The following is a 12,794-nucleotide window of genomic DNA, read 5'->3' as shown; positions in this document are numbered from 1 at the left end:
CTCATTCCCCTCTTAAGGACGGTCACACCAAGAAAGCGAGTTATGTTCGGTTGCTCTTACATGGGCCTCCATGGCCTTGGCTGCCTCCTCAGCGTTGTTTCCAGCAAGTTTTTCGATTACCAGCGCGTGCTCAATGTCTACCTCCGGCAGCCGGCCGGGACGGACCATGGCGCGAACCCCCATCCAGTCGATTAGGTCGCGTACGTTCTCCAAGGCTTCGACCAAGTAGCTGTTGCCCGCCAGTGAGGCCATATAGGAGTGGTATATGCGGTCGTTTTTGATGTAGCCGACGTGATCGTCTATCTCGGTGGCCGCCACGCAGGCGTTGTGTATAGCCCACAGCCGCTCTATTTGTGGGGGAGAGATATGCCCGGCCACTTTGCGCATCACAGCCACTTCCAACACTAGGCGGAAATCGTAGAGGTCTTTGATCTCGTCAATAGTTAGTGTTTTGATGACCACTCCCTTGCGCGGCAACAGGGTAACGAAGCCTCGCAGGGCCAGATCTAACAGCGCCTCGTGGACCGGGGTTTTGGACATACCCAGTTGCTTGGCCAAAGAGTGTTCGCTGTAGGTATGCCCCGACTTGAGGGTGTTACCCATGATCCCTTCCTTGATGGCCTCAAAGGCCATCTCCCTCAGGGACGGTGGGGTCTTCACGGCAGCGAGGATTTCATCTTCCATGTGTTGCATAATGTGCCATCTAAGATATTAGATGTTACGTCTCACTATTAACACCTGGTGTAAAAAGATGTCAATTGAGATTTCCTATATAAAATCGAACGAAACCATTCGGCAACAATTCAGGCAGGTCAACTTGGCCATAAGAGCTTGGCCGCATGACCTGCCTACCTAAAAGCGGTCCAAATTTCAAGTTAACATTTTGGGCTTAGAAAGGAATGCCTACCGTGGCCAGGAAGCACTGGTCAGCCTAGCAGAACATAGGCAAGCTTCGAAAGGGATTGATTAGTTATCTGTGAAAGTATTTCGTGCAGGTGGAAGCCTGAATCTTTCGCCGTGGGTGACCCGCCTCAGATCGGTGCGTCACTTCAAAGATTGAACTTTCACATTCGTAAGGTCACCCAGTAACGCCCCATTGTGGAAGATTGTGGATATCAACCTTGAGTAGCGTGCTTGTGGCGCTTGAAAAATTTAATCGCTTCGAAGGTCAACAAATAAATTCCCGTTGCTCCCAAGATGCAGGCCCAGTCCTGCACGCCAATGGGACCAAAACTTAAAAACTGACTGATATAAGGACCATAAATGGCCAAGGACACCAAGACGATGGACACCAGAATCGAGTTAAGTAGTATCTTGTTGCTGAAGAAGTTGCGGTTAAACAAAGAACTGCGCTCTGATCTTCTCTGCAGGATATTTAGGAACTGGCAATACACGATGGTGGCGTAGCTCAAGGTAGTAGCCATGAAATAGTCCATGCTATCTACGCTGCCCATGTCCAGTGAGATGCCCTTCCGCTGCATGTAATAGACGAAATTGAAAAACGCCAAACAGCCGATTAGTGAGCCTAGCAGGGTGATTTCCAACCCGCCCCGGAGATTTAGCATGTACTCCCCCGGCCTCCTGGGCCGCATGGTCATCACGTCCTTGTCCGGCGGATCGAAGGTAAGAAACGTCAGCGGCGCGATCTCCGCCAAGAGGTCCACGGCCAGGATTTGGCCAGCCAGAATGGGTATGGGGTAGCCCCACACCGCAGCCGCCAACAGGCCCAAAAGCACCAGGATCAGCTCGCCAATGTTGGTGGTCAGAGATGCGAAGATGGTCTTCTTGAGGTTGCTGTAAATAGTCCTTCCCTCCTCCACCGCGTGAAACAGGGTGGAGAAATTGTCGTCCAGCAACACCAGCCGGGCGGCTTCCTTGGCCACGTCATTGCCTCTCTGGCCCATGGCCACCCCGATGTGAGCCCGTTTGAGGGCGGGCGCGTCGTTCACCCCGTCGCCGGTAACGGCTACAATCTCGCCCTGCTGCTCTAATAACTCCACAATGCGCAGCTTGTCCTCCGGATCCACCCGGGCAAAGATGGCCGAATGCTTCTCGGTCAGCAGCCTCTTAAGAGCATCGTCGTCCATCTGCTTCAGCTCGGTGCCGATGACCACGGAGGCATCCTGGCTGGGGTCGTGCAGCCCCACTTCCCGTCCCACGGCCAAGGCCGTGTCCGGATGGTCGCCGGTGAGGATGAACACCCTTATATGTGCGTTTTGGGCGTCGGCGATGGCCTCCCCGACCCCCTCCTTGGGCGGATCGATCATGGCCATCAGGCCCAGGAATACTATTTCCTTTTCAACTTCTTCCCTGGTGAATTCCTTATCTCCGTTGCCCAACTCCCGGTAGCCGATGGCCAACACCCGCATGCCGTTTTGGGAGTATTCCTTGTTCAAGGCGGTGATGTGTTCCTTGTCCGCCTGCGTGAGCGGCGCCTGCTCACCGTCCCGGTAAATACGGTTGCTGATGGCCAGAATACTGGCGGTCGAGCCCTTGACCGCCAGCCTCAACTCCTCGCCGAATCGCCTTACCGAACTCATCCTCATTAGCTCGGAGTTGAAAGAGAATTCCTGAAGCTCCGGGTTCTCCTGGTCCTCTTGGGGCGAGCGGGTGCCCAGCTTGGTGGACAGGGCGACAAGGGCGGCCTCGGTGGGGTCTCCCACCGAATACCAGAAATCATGCTCGTCGTCAGGCTCGTGTATTTCCGCGTTGGAAGCCATGGTGGCCGCATCCATGATCACTTCGACCTGGTCAATGTGCTGATCGGTGAGTTTGTTGCCCTGGTCATCGAGCACCTCGCCCTTGGGCTCGTAGCCTATGCCGGTGACCTGGTATTTCCTGCCGTTGAACCACACCGACTGCACGGTCATCTCGTTCTTGGTCAGCGTGCCGGTCTTGTCCGTGCAGATCACCGTGGTGGAGCCCAGGGTCTCCACCGAGGGCAAGTCCTTGACCACCGCCTGGTGGTCGGCCAGCAGGTTGCTGCCCGTGGTCAGGGCCACCGTAACTTGGGCGGGAAGGGCCTGGGGCACCATGGCCATGGCCACGCCCAGGGCGTAGACCAGGCTCATGTACAAGGAAAACTCCTGCATGATGCCCAGGACGAAAAGCCCCACGCTGATGATGGCCACGGCGATGGTCAGTTGGTTGGCCAGGCGCCCCAACTCCTTTTGCAATGGGGTCTGGGTTTCGCCGGCCTCATCGGTCAGTTCCGCGATACGGCCGGTTTCGGTCTTCATTCCCGTGGAGACGACCACCCCCGTGGCGCTGCCCGAGGCCACGGTGGTGCCCGTATAGGCCATATTGGTGCGGTCTCCCAGCGGTGGGTCGCCGGCAATAGCCTCCAGGGTCTTTTCCTGGGGCACGGACTCCCCGGTCAAGGCGAAGTCATTGGTTTTGAGGCCGTTGACCGTGATGAGGCGCAAGTCGGCGGGCAACTTGTCCCCGGCTTCGATCTGCACGATGTCGCCGGGCACGAGGTTTTCTTGGGATATCTCCATCAGCTTGCCGTCCCGAACCACCTTGGCGGGCGACTTTATCAGGGTCTTGAGCTTGTCTATGATCTTGCCGGCCTTGCGTTCATGCAAAAAGCCGATGATGGCGTTTACCAGGACGATGATGAAAATGATGGATCCGTCGCGGAAATTGCCGATGAAAAAGGAAATGAGGCCGCCCAGGATCAAGATGAAGATGAGCAGTTCCTTGAACTGCGACAGGAACACCAGCCACACCGGCAAGCGGACCTTGGTCTGAAGTTCGTTTTTACCATAATGCTTCAGGCGCTTGTCCGCCTCGCTCTGGGAGAGCCCCTTGACGATGCTATCCAGGGATTGCAGGGCCTGTTCCACATCCATTTGAAAAGGCTTCACGCTGGGCACGACTGGTTTCCTCGGTGGATTGAATGTATCAGCGAAGGCTCCAGGGGGTAGAGCGAGTTAACTCCGGGCGTCAGGTGAACTGGCCCTTATCAAGGTACCATTTATGGATATGGACTTCCAAATATCCTACCTGTCTCAAGAAATTGTTTTAATGGCCTTTTCCATGCTTTTTTGGTGTTACACAGGGACCATTGTGAAACCTGGAGTAATATCAAATGTTTGGAAAGGCTATCGGGTATCTTAGGGTGAGCACCGAGGAGCAGGGGCAGAGCGGCCTGGGCCTTGAGGCTCAGCAGGCGGCCATTGACAGGTTCTGTGAGGCAAACGGCTGGGAGGTGGCCGACGTCGGCCAGGATGTGGTCAGCGGCGCCTCAGGCTTGGACAAGCGCCCTGCCCTGTTGGAGGCCATAGGCCAGTTGGCTCAGGGCGACGTGTTGGTGGTGGCCAAGCGAGATCGGCTAGGTCGTGATCCCATCGTGGTCGCCATGATCGAGGCGGCGGTCCAGCGCAAGAAGGCCAAGGTGGTGTCGGCCGCCGGCGAGGGCACCGAGGGCGAGGACCCCACCCACGTGCTAATGCGGCGGATCGTGGACGCCTTCGCCGAATACGAGCGGCTGGTGATCGGGGCCAGGACCAAGGCGGCACTGCAGGCCAAGCAGGCCAGGGGGGAACGCGTAGGCCACGTTCCCTATGGGTTCAGGTTGGCCGAGGATGGAGTGCACCTGGAGCCACAGGAGCAGGAGCAAAGGGTGATGGCCATGGCGAATGAGTTCAGGGTCAAGGGGCTCACCTACCGGGCCATCGCCAAGCGACTGAAGGCCAGGGGCCACCTGAACCGCAACGGCAAGCTATTCCACCCGGTCCAGATCATGAGGATGGTGAGCTAAGGAAAGGAAAATGGGCGCTGGACTGGCGTTGGCCGCACAAGATTGACTTAGGTGTCAAGGGGCAGGCGGATAGGCCAATGCCCAAGGCGACTGGAGGCAAGGCATACCGCTTGACCTTAGGGGATGCCACCATGCCCCCATTGTTTCCGCCGGTAACATATCGCCTGTGGCCTGTGTCAATTCTCCCCCTGAGACCCCATTACGGGAATATGTCTCCGGCTTTTTCCTTGGTTTCCGTTGGCCTCGGGGGCATTGGTTGGTATATGAGTGCCAATCCGGCAACTGGAAAGCAAGGGAGGGCAAAGAAGATATCCATGGGGCATGGGCTGGTGCGTGGGATGGCCAGTGAGGTATTAAGATAGGAATTATAAGCTTTGCCCATTGGCATGTCTCGAACAGTAAAGGTTGCTTCTCTGAGTGTGGTCATTCTGGTCAAGGGCAAAATTTATCAATAGGCCTTTTCCTTTTTTCCGGACAAAGCCAGTTTAAGGGCGATCGCGCTTTCAAGCTTCTCTTCGCGCTCAGTTAAGACCCGGCGCATGGATGTGGATCGAGAATTGGCGCCCCTCATCTTAGCAACGTGGTCCCGGCCACAAGCAAGTATTTCAGGTTCGACGCCAATCCTCGAATAGCGCGTTCGCTTTTTTTAGGCCAACAATCTCCTTTTTGCTCAGGCCACGACTGGGTATTTGGAGTTATAAACTTCTCCGGTGGTCAATAGCTTGTGGGCCAGGACTAGAAGTCTTCTGGCCAAGGCAACTGCAGCCACCTTCTTTCCCCGCTTCACAATCAGCCTGCGGGACCATTTACGCAAAGGGATCGTGAGATTCTTACTGCGCATGGCCGCCCAGGCGGCCTGCACCGCGAAATAGCGCATCAGACTTCGTCCCTGGCGGGTTATCCCTCCCCGGCGTTGCACCGCTCCGCTGTCACGGGACGAGGGGATCAGACCGGCATAACTGGCCAGCTGATTTGAGCGCCTGAAACGCTTTATGTCATCTATGCCGCTGAGAATGCCCAGGGTGACGATGGGGCCGAAACCGGGCATCTCCAGAAGCAGTTGCGCCTCAGGCCAACAGCTCAACTCCTCATGGACCAAGGCATCAAACTCCTGCCTTTGCTGCTCCAAGTGGTCCCAGATGCTGCGTTGGGTGATCAGGAATGGCTTCATCCAAATGGGCACCGCCGGATTATCAAGGACTTTTTCCCAGTGGCTATCCTTGGGCCATTGGGCCTTTTTCATCTCCACCCCAACCGAACGCAGCATGGCCTTTACTGCGTTTACCGTCATATTGCGCTGCTTGAGAATTTGCTGCCGAGTCTGCATCAAAGAGCGGGCCCGACGTGCTTTTTCTCTAGGCACATTGACCGCGATTCGCTCAGCCAAGCCACCTCGCAGCCCATCGGCAAGGGCCCGGGCATCGTGGCGGTCGCTCTTCTTCTTACTGTCGGCGATCATTTTGAATTGACGGGCGTCGACCACGATGGGCTCAATTCCAGCCTCACGCAACACATCCACCACCCACCAGGTCATGGAGCCAGTTTCAAGAGCAACCGCTATTTCGTCTTTGGGCCAACGATGGATTGCATCAAGCCATCCAGTTTCACCGCTGGGAACCGTACCCCGGTGGATGACTTTGCCCTCCTGATCCAAAGCGCAAAAAGTCGTGGTCTTCTTGTGAATGTCCATGCCAACATAAATCATGGTCAACCCTCCCTTTAATGGTCTCTAAGTACCCAAGACCATTGTCCCAAAGCGGGGGGATGACCACACTCATCTCATCTTAATACATCATCACCCCTACACGCGCCACCTATCCGATTGACATCAGCCCAAAGGTCCAGCACACAGACAACAGACCCTGTGGCTGGATGTTGAGATGCCCTACAAGCGCAAGTGCGTCAGTGGAAAGGTCAAGTATGTCGCTCAAGTGATTTGGCAGGGCACTCGTCACCAGAAGCTCTGCTCCACCAAGAAGCAAGCTGTGGAGTGGGAAGCTGCAAAGAGAAAAGAGCTAGAGACCCCAACCCCCGACTCTCCTATTTTAAGTTTTCATGCACTATGTAAATCCTACCTCACCTACTCCAAGCCAAGACTCTCCACCAAGACCTATAACGAAAAACTGAAAGTGCTGGATGACCTACGACCTGCGTGGGGAGATTTGCACTTAGACCAAATTACCCCAGCCCTAGTCTCGACCTATCTCAATCAGCGGGCCAAGGAGCAATCCAACAACGCAAGCAACAAGGACAGGAAGCACCTACTCGCGATGTTTAATTGGGGTCACCGCTTCCTAGAGGTCCCCTTCAACCCCATTGCCCGCATCGATCCACTCCCCCATGCCAGAAAGCCCATCTACACCCCCTGTAGAAAAGACGTGTTGAAGGTCATGGGAGCAGCAACCCCACAGGAGCGAGTCCTGCTCAACTGCTACTTGCAAACTGGGGCAAGAAGGTCCGAGATATTCCGCTTGAAATGGAGCGATCTGGACTTTGACCGCAAGACCATCGCCCTGACCACTCACAAAACAAGAAACGGAGCACCCCGTAGAGACATTCTGCCCATGAGCGATGAATTGTATTCATCTCTGTTGTGGTGGAGGGATTGGGAGGAGCGCAAGTTCAAGGACAAATCTCACGTCTTCATCTGCGACCACGGCGGTCCTTGGTACGGAAAGCCTTTTCGGGTGCGCAGGAAGTTTATGCGCGACTTGTGCGAACGGGCTGGAGTCAAGGTGTTTGGGTTCCATGCCCTCCGGCGTCATGTTGCGTCTTACTTGGCAGATTCAGGTAATGTCTCTATCAAGGCAATACAGGGTCTCCTGCGGCATCAGAGTTTGCAGGTTACTGAGCGGTACGTCCAGCGCATATCGAGTGATCTGCGGGATACGGTGGGGATGTTGAGTACTCTGGGGACAGGTCACTAGCTCCTATAATTGGCTTCCGTTCCACCCAAAAGCAGATTTCCGGACCAAAACCTAACAACAAGGTTCTACTTTAATTCCCAAGTACCCAGATCGCTTTTCTTGACGATGTAACTGCATGGTGCTTATCGTGAAGAAGGTGCCGTTCATGGAACTCAAACCAAGAGGATTAGCGATGGAGAAGGCCTTTGCGTTTACGCCGGATATCGAGGTCCTCCCCTCTCATGTCCCACTTCCCGGAATGGGGTATCTCCCAGTTAATGCCTTTGTCATCAAGGCAGAGGACCCAGTCCTTGTTGATACGGGAACGGGAAGAGATAGTGATGATTTCATGAAAACGCTGAGGATGGTCGTGGATCCACAGGACCTAAAGTGGGTGTGGATTACCCACGATGACTCGGACCACACCGGAAGCATTCAGAAAATTATGGAAGCCGCCCCCAAGGCGCGGCTCGCGGCCAATGCGCTGGCGGTGATGCGGATGAATGCCACCTGGCCGGTGCCCATGGATCGCGTGTATTGGCTTAACCACGGCGATAGCATATCGGTGGGAGACCGCAAGTTGACCGCGATCAGACCGCCTCTGTTCGACAATCCGACAACCATCGGCATTTACGACGACAAGTCGGATGTTTTTTTCTCCGCCGATTGTTTCGGGGCCATCATCCCCACTTTGGCGCAAGATGCCGATGCTCTGAAAGAGGACGAACTGGCTCAAGGGATGATCAGTTGGGCCAGCGGAGATTGTCCCTGGGTTCACGCGATTCCGCCGGATGTGTTTGCGCGGCAACTCGACACTCTCCGCCAACTTGCCCCGAAAGGCATATTGTCGGCCCACCTGCCGCCGGCATCGGAAATGACCGCAAAGCTCCTGGCCACGCTAGCTTTAGTTCCGGCTACGAAACCTTTTATTGCGCCCAACCAAGCGGTACTGGCTCAGATGCTGACTCAAACGCAGAGCTAGAACTAGCCGGAACCTAATCTGCCGCTCGACGGGGTGGGTTCGATGATCCCCTAAAGTTCTGTGTATCCCTCAAACCGACGACCTATATAACCTAACTCATCAAAATCGACTTCACCTCCTGCTTCACCTAAACAAAACGGGGCCCAGCCATATGGCTGAACCCCGCGATATGCTATGGCGTCCCCAACGGGATTTGAACCCGTGTCGCCGGCGTGAAAGGCCGGTGTCCTGGACCTGGCTAGACGATGGGGACGTTTCCACCAAAACTGGTGGGCCGTGCGTGATTCGAACACGCGACTCTCTGCTTAAAAGGCAGATACTCTACCAACTGAGTTAACGGCCCGTTTTTACAGAGGATGGTTTTTTACCATGCAAGGGGTGGAGTGTCAAGATAAGCCGAAGCAATCCCATCATTACACGACCCTTGTGCGGCGCGCCGTTTCCGGTTAAATTCAAATAGTGCCTAACAACGCGGCGATACCGTTGATTACCCCCGAGCGCGATGACGAGGGAACATGTCTCAACTCACCCCCGGACTCAAGGGCCAGCTGGGCAAGCTGGTGGAAACGGCCGATTTGGCCAGCGCCTACGGCAACCCCGGGGTTGACGTGCTCTCTTCCATGACCCTGATGACCCTGCTGGAAGGTTCGTGCCTCAGGGCCATCGAGGGAGGCCTGGAACCGGGGCAAATGACCGTGGGGGCGCGCATGGAGATGGATCACCTGGCCCCCACCCCGGCTAGCTTCACGGTCACCGCCACGGCCGAGTTGCTCGAGGTCAAGGGGCCCAAGCTGGTGTTCGCGGTAAGCGCCCACGACGGGGTGGAGCAGGTGGCCCGGGGGAGGCACGTGCGCTTCGTGGTGGAGCACGAACGTTTTTTCCAGGGCGTGACCCAAAAAGCGGCGAAAAGGAGCGAGGTATGACCCCCAGGAAGAAAAAGGCGGAGGCCAAGGCGGCCCCCGCCGCGATCCAGCCCGAGCAGCACAAGGTCAGCTTTTACCCCGCCTGGTGCAAGCGCTGCGGCAACTGCTCCTCTTTCTGCCCCCGCGACGCCCTGGCCACCGACGAGTGGGGCTATCCCTTCCTGGCTCGGCCGGACCGCTGCACCAGCTGCGGCCTGTGCGAAATGCTTTGCCCGGACTTTGCCATCAGCCTGGGCGAGCCCGAGCCCGGCGCCGCCGTGTCTCCGGGGGCGCGCTGCCAGCGGCCCTCCCAGCCGGCCAATATAAGCCCCGAGCGCCTGGCCCCGGCGCCCCGCGAAGACAACTGAGGCCCGCCAACGCCGCCTCGCGCCTTTTCATCGGCCCCTTCGCCCAGGCCCCGCCCCCAGGGGCCGGGCTCGCCGCGCCCGGCGCCGCCCGGGTCGTGAAATCCTCGTTGACCCCGCTTGTTACACCTGGTACATAATCAGCACCACTGAAAAATTCGGCATCTGCCGCATAATGGCCCGGCCCACCTCGGCCGGGTTTTGGCGAGGAAAACCATGAGCGACGACCGCCCCAAGCTGCAGCTTGACGACGACTTCACCTTCGCCTGCCACAAAGGCCTGGAGTGCTACACCTCCTGCTGCGGCGACGTGAACATAATGCTTACGCCCTATGACGTGCTGCGCATGAAAAAGGCCCTGGGGCTCACCTCCAGCGAGTTTTTGGAGAAATACACCCACCTGGTGCAAGTGCCGGGCAAGGCGGTGCCCCTGGTGCAGTTCCGCATGAACGAGGAGAACAACAAACGCTGCTATTTCGTGGGCCCCGGCGGCTGCGCCATCTACGAGCACCGTCCCTGGGCCTGCCGCATGTTCCCCCTGGACGAGCACGCCCAGGGCGGCTTCCAGGTGGCGGTATCCCCCCAGCGCTGTCACGGCCTGGCCAAGGGCGATCCCTGGAAGGTGCGCGAATGGCTCAAGGACCAGGGAGCCACCCAGTCCAAGGAGATGGACGGCTCCTACGAATCCTTGGTGAGCCACGAGTGGATCAACAAGCTGGGCGAGCTGGACAACCCCAAGGTCCAGCAGATGATCATCCTGGCCCTGTACGATCTGGACCGCTTCCGCGAGTTCATCCTCAACTCTTCGTTCCTGGACCGTTTCGACCTGGACGAGGACACCATCTTCGCGGTCAAGACCGACGACGTGGCCCTGATGGACTTGGGCTACGCCTGGGTGCGCTTCGGCCTGTTCGGCCAAAAGACCCTGAAGCTAAAAGAGCAGCCCGGGGACGGCCAGTAGTGCTGCCCGACATCGAGGACCCGCGCTTCAACGAGCTGGGGCCGGAGGGCTTCACCTTTGCCTGCCATCCCGAGGTGCCCTGCTTTAACGAGTGCTGCCGCCGCCTCAACCTGGTGCTTACTCCCTACGACGTGTTGCGCCTGAAGAACCACCTGGGCCTGAGCTCCGAGGAGTTCATCGAGCGCCACACCGTGGTGGAGAGCGGCCAGAACGGCTGGCCCCTGCCCCGCCTGGCCATGGCCGACAACGACGAGCAGACCTGCCCCTTCCTCTCCCCCCAGGGCTGCACCGTATACCCCGACCGGCCCGGCGCCTGCCGCACCTATCCCCTGGGCCGGGCCACCAAGGGCGGCGGGGAAGGCGGGCCCTCCCAGGAGAGCTGGTTTTTGGTCAAGGAGCCCCACTGCCGGGGCTTTGAACAAGGCCGCTGCTGGAGCCCCCAGGAATGGACCCAGGACCAGGGGCTCACCGCCTACAACGCCTCCAACGACCTTTTCCTGCCCTTGGTGACCCGCCAGGCCCCGGCGGCCAGCGCGGCCGAGGCCCAGAAGAAGATGCAGATGTTCTTCATGGCCTGCTACAACCTGGACCAGTTCAAGCAGTTCGTGACCCAGAGCCGCCTGACCCAGATCATCGACCTGGAGCCCACCCGGCTGGAGCTGATCCAGAGCAACGAGTCCCAGCTGCTCAAGTTCGCCTTTGACTGGCTGCGCTTCTCCCTGTTCGGCGAGCCCACCCTGCGCCTCAAGCAGGGCTGAGCCTCCGGACGACCCCTGCTTGACAAGCCGGGGGTGGGGACCGTTATTGTAAGTAGCTTCTTTTCCGGCGCTGGGCATCATGTAGGTTCGGATGTAGCCAACGCTACCGCCGGTACCGTCCCCAAGCCGGTAAGCTATTGTTCAGCGGCCCCACGCGGTTTGTGCGAAGCAAAAAAGCGAGGAGACTCCATGCCTAAAAAAATCGCCGATCCAGGCGCTTGGATCACCAAGCTGATCAACGACTTTCTGGCCTCCTCGCCCACCAACAGCATGCAAAACCAGGCCGGCGACCGGGCCTGGGACGACGCCCTGGTGGGCTTTACCGCCGGCTCCGACCCCATCTGGCAGCAGTACAAGGAATACGTGGGGCCTTTCCACTGGACCCCCTGGGAGGTGTTCAACCAGTACCACCCCGGCAGCCCGGTGACCGCCGAGGAGCTCACGGTCGTCTCCTGGGTGCTGCCCCAGCGCGAAGCGGTGCGCCAAGCCAACCGCCGGGCCAAGAAATACCCGGCCGAGGAGTGGGCCCGCACCCGCATCTACGGCGAGGAGTGCAACGAGGCCCTGCGCGCCCACGTGGCCAAGTCGCTTAGCCAAGCCGGACACGACGCGGTGGCCCCGGTGCTGCTCCCCGGCTGGGCGCGGGTTGAGTCCCAGCGCTTTGTCTACGCCTCCTCCTGGTCCGAGCGCCACGCGGCCTACGCCGCCGGGCTGGGAACCTTCGGCCTGTGCGACGGGCTCATCACCGCCCGGGGCAAGGCCATCCGGGCCGGCTCGGTGGTGGCCCGGATAAAGGTGCCCACCAAGCCCCGGCCCTATTCCGACCACCATGCCTATTGCCTGTTCTACGCCGAGGGCACATGCGGCAAGTGCATCGACCGCTGCCCGGTGCGGGCCCTGTCGCCGGCCGGCCACGACAAGGTCAAATGCCGCGAGCATCTGCTGGTCAGCCGCAAATACGTGCCCGAGCATTATGGATTCGCGGGCTACGGCTGCGGCCTGTGCCAGGTGGGGGTGCCCTGCGAGAGCGGCATCCCGGTGAAAAAGGCCCGCGAGGCCCTGGAGCGCGGCGAGCTGCCACCTGAGCGCCTGCATTAGCCGCAAGCACGCTACCCTGAAAACACAAGACCGGCTCTCCCCAGGGAGGGCCGGTTTT

The 12,794-nt window shown here is 58.4% G+C and carries 11 protein-coding genes and 2 tRNA genes; 8 read left to right on the top strand and 5 right to left on the bottom strand.

The features are described from left to right. Positions 1-12: 12 nt before the first annotated feature. A complete protein-coding gene (locus AACH32_RS02465; RefSeq protein ID WP_338605102.1) occupies positions 13-693 on the bottom strand; it encodes a GntR family transcriptional regulator in 681 nt (226 codons plus the stop codon). A 422-nt stretch (positions 694-1,115) separates the two neighbouring features. Continuing rightward, positions 1,116-3,878, bottom strand: a complete 2,763-nt coding sequence (locus tag AACH32_RS02460) for a cation-translocating P-type ATPase (protein ID WP_338605100.1) — start codon at positions 3,876-3,878, stop codon at positions 1,116-1,118. A gap of 215 nt (positions 3,879-4,093) precedes the next feature. Here AACH32_RS02460 and AACH32_RS02455 point away from each other — a divergent pair, with 215 nt between their 5' ends. After that, positions 4,094-4,765, top strand: coding sequence for a recombinase family protein (locus AACH32_RS02455; RefSeq protein ID WP_338605098.1), 672 nt, complete (start codon positions 4,094-4,096; stop codon positions 4,763-4,765). A 670-nt stretch (positions 4,766-5,435) separates the two neighbouring features. On the opposite strand, the gene AACH32_RS02450 is transcribed toward AACH32_RS02455, so the two are convergent. Further along, a complete protein-coding gene (locus tag AACH32_RS02450; RefSeq protein WP_338606643.1) occupies positions 5,436-6,470 on the bottom strand; it encodes an IS110 family transposase in 1,035 nt (344 codons plus the stop codon). Positions 6,471-6,645: 175 nt separating this feature from the next. Between AACH32_RS02450 and AACH32_RS02445 the strand changes: the two genes are divergently transcribed. Beyond that, a complete protein-coding gene (locus tag AACH32_RS02445) occupies positions 6,646-7,692 on the top strand; it encodes a tyrosine-type recombinase/integrase (protein WP_338605096.1) in 1,047 nt (348 codons plus the stop codon). A 115-nt stretch (positions 7,693-7,807) separates the two neighbouring features. Continuing rightward, positions 7,808-8,653, top strand: coding sequence for an MBL fold metallo-hydrolase (locus AACH32_RS02440; protein ID WP_338605094.1), 846 nt, complete (start codon positions 7,808-7,810; stop codon positions 8,651-8,653). 175 nt (positions 8,654-8,828) lie between these two features. Here AACH32_RS02440 and AACH32_RS02435 read toward each other — a convergent pair. Together AACH32_RS02435 and AACH32_RS02430 are read right to left on the bottom strand one after the other, a co-directional pair. Then, positions 8,829-8,906: transfer RNA gene (locus AACH32_RS02435), tRNA-Glu, on the bottom strand. A 14-nt stretch (positions 8,907-8,920) separates the two neighbouring features. Continuing rightward, a tRNA-Lys gene (locus tag AACH32_RS02430) sits at positions 8,921-8,996 on the bottom strand. A 172-nt stretch (positions 8,997-9,168) separates the two neighbouring features. Here AACH32_RS02430 and AACH32_RS02425 point away from each other — a divergent pair. The 5 genes from AACH32_RS02425 to AACH32_RS02405 all read left to right on the top strand — a co-directional run bounded on the left by AACH32_RS02425 (position 9,169) and on the right by AACH32_RS02405 (position 12,736). Beyond that, positions 9,169-9,576 carry a thioesterase family protein gene (locus tag AACH32_RS02425; protein ID WP_338605092.1) on the top strand — a complete coding sequence of 136 codons (408 nt, stop codon included), beginning with the start codon at positions 9,169-9,171 and terminating at the stop codon, positions 9,574-9,576. Further along, positions 9,573-9,923, top strand: coding sequence for a 4Fe-4S dicluster domain-containing protein (locus tag AACH32_RS02420; RefSeq protein WP_338605091.1), 351 nt, complete (start codon positions 9,573-9,575; stop codon positions 9,921-9,923). Before AACH32_RS02425 ends, AACH32_RS02420 begins: the two co-directional genes overlap by 4 nt. A 213-nt stretch (positions 9,924-10,136) precedes the next feature. After that, the gene (locus AACH32_RS02415) at positions 10,137-10,880 is read left to right on the top strand and encodes a YkgJ family cysteine cluster protein (RefSeq protein ID WP_338605089.1); all 744 of its coding nucleotides are present in this window, start codon (positions 10,137-10,139) and stop codon (positions 10,878-10,880) included. After that, positions 10,880-11,638, top strand: a complete 759-nt coding sequence (locus AACH32_RS02410) for a YkgJ family cysteine cluster protein (RefSeq protein ID WP_338605087.1) — start codon at positions 10,880-10,882, stop codon at positions 11,636-11,638. Before AACH32_RS02415 ends, AACH32_RS02410 begins: the two co-directional genes overlap by 1 nt. A gap of 189 nt (positions 11,639-11,827) precedes the next feature. Beyond that, entirely contained in the window at positions 11,828-12,736 is a 909-nt protein-coding gene (locus AACH32_RS02405; RefSeq protein WP_338605086.1) for a hypothetical protein, read from the top strand. Positions 12,737-12,794: the final 58 nt, after the last annotated feature.

This window comes from Desulfoferula mesophila (assembly GCF_037076455.1).
Classification (GTDB): domain Bacteria; phylum Desulfobacterota; class Desulfarculia; order Desulfarculales; family Desulfarculaceae; genus Desulfoferula; species Desulfoferula mesophila.
The sequence above is the reverse complement of the archived record's forward strand: the minus strand, read 5'-3'. Positions and strand labels throughout refer to the sequence as shown.

What these genes read in the sequence shown, in the direction of transcription:
- AACH32_RS02415 (WP_338605089.1), top strand. Translation starts at nt 10,137, where the DNA reads ATGAGCGACGACCGCCCCAAGCTGCAGCTTGACGACGACTTCACCTTC.
- AACH32_RS02420 (WP_338605091.1), top strand. Translation starts at nt 9,573, where the DNA reads ATGACCCCCAGGAAGAAAAAGGCGGAGGCCAAGGCGGCCCCCGCCGCG.
- AACH32_RS02465 (WP_338605102.1), bottom strand. Translation starts at nt 693, where the DNA reads ATGCAACACATGGAAGATGAAATCCTCGCTGCCGTGAAGACCCCACCG.
- AACH32_RS02425 (WP_338605092.1), top strand. Translation starts at nt 9,169, where the DNA reads ATGTCTCAACTCACCCCCGGACTCAAGGGCCAGCTGGGCAAGCTGGTG.
- AACH32_RS02445 (WP_338605096.1), top strand. Translation starts at nt 6,646, where the DNA reads ATGCCCTACAAGCGCAAGTGCGTCAGTGGAAAGGTCAAGTATGTCGCT.
- AACH32_RS02450 (WP_338606643.1), bottom strand. Translation starts at nt 6,470, where the DNA reads ATGATTTATGTTGGCATGGACATTCACAAGAAGACCACGACTTTTTGC.
- AACH32_RS02405 (WP_338605086.1), top strand. Translation starts at nt 11,828, where the DNA reads ATGCCTAAAAAAATCGCCGATCCAGGCGCTTGGATCACCAAGCTGATC.
- AACH32_RS02440 (WP_338605094.1), top strand. Translation starts at nt 7,808, where the DNA reads ATGGTGCTTATCGTGAAGAAGGTGCCGTTCATGGAACTCAAACCAAGA.
- AACH32_RS02455 (WP_338605098.1), top strand. Translation starts at nt 4,094, where the DNA reads ATGTTTGGAAAGGCTATCGGGTATCTTAGGGTGAGCACCGAGGAGCAG.